We start from the raw sequence: 810 nt of genomic DNA, 5'->3' as shown, positions 1-810 counted from the left end.
CCTTTAATGCTGATAGTGCAAACATCCAAGGGATTTCTCAGCTATCGATGGGCAGTCTAGCGATGTTTTACAACACGCAAGAATCGGAAGAAGGAAAGAATGCTTTCCTTGAAAAGCGGCCAGTAGATTTTAAAAAGTTCAGAAGGTAATGAGGGGGATGGAAACTAGTGAAATTGGATACGATTTTGAGTCAAGAATATGTGGAAAAATATCAATGTATTTGGCCAAATCGAACGATTTTAGATTATTTAAATGATGCGATAGAGAAGGATCCAGATAAAATAGCGATTATTGATAAAAAAAGCCGTTTTACTTACAAGGAACTCGGTAAGTTGGTTGATCGAATCGCTTTAGGCCTTTTGAATATAGGATTGGGAAAAGGAGATGTTATCTCTTTTCAACTGCCTAATTGGAATGAGTTCATTATCCTTCATTATGCGGTTACAAGGATAGGCGCCATAAGCAATCCCTTAATTCCGATTTATCGTGATCGGGAAATTGGCTATATGGTCGAAATGGCAGAGTCTAAAATGATCGTTGTTCCAGATAGTTTCCGAGGTTTTTATTATCCTGCCATGATTGAGAGGCTAAGCCATAAATGGCCTTCATTAGAACATATTTATGTGATAGGGGACGAAGTGCCGAATGGGATGAAATCTTTCTCTTCTTTGTTTGAGGAACCTTGGGAAGAGCGGATGGATGCATCCATTTTGGATGAAATCATACATGACCCAAATGATGTTACCGAAATTATCTTTACATCGGGAACGACGGGGAGTCCAAAGGGAGTCATGCATACACATAATACTC

Annotated in this window: 1 protein-coding gene; it reads left to right on the top strand. The window is 39.0% G+C overall.

Annotation, left to right across the window (positions count from 1 at the left end; genetic code table 11):
* Window positions 1-167: 167 nt before the first annotated feature.
* Window positions 168-810, top strand: a 643-nt coding sequence (locus AC1DUW_RS30960) for an AMP-binding protein (protein WP_477644472.1), incomplete at its 3' end; no start/stop codon positions are given.

It is taken from the genome of Peribacillus sp. P4_C12 (genome assembly GCF_056402095.1).
The sequence above is the reverse complement of the archived record's forward strand: the minus strand, read 5'-3'. Positions and strand labels throughout refer to the sequence as shown.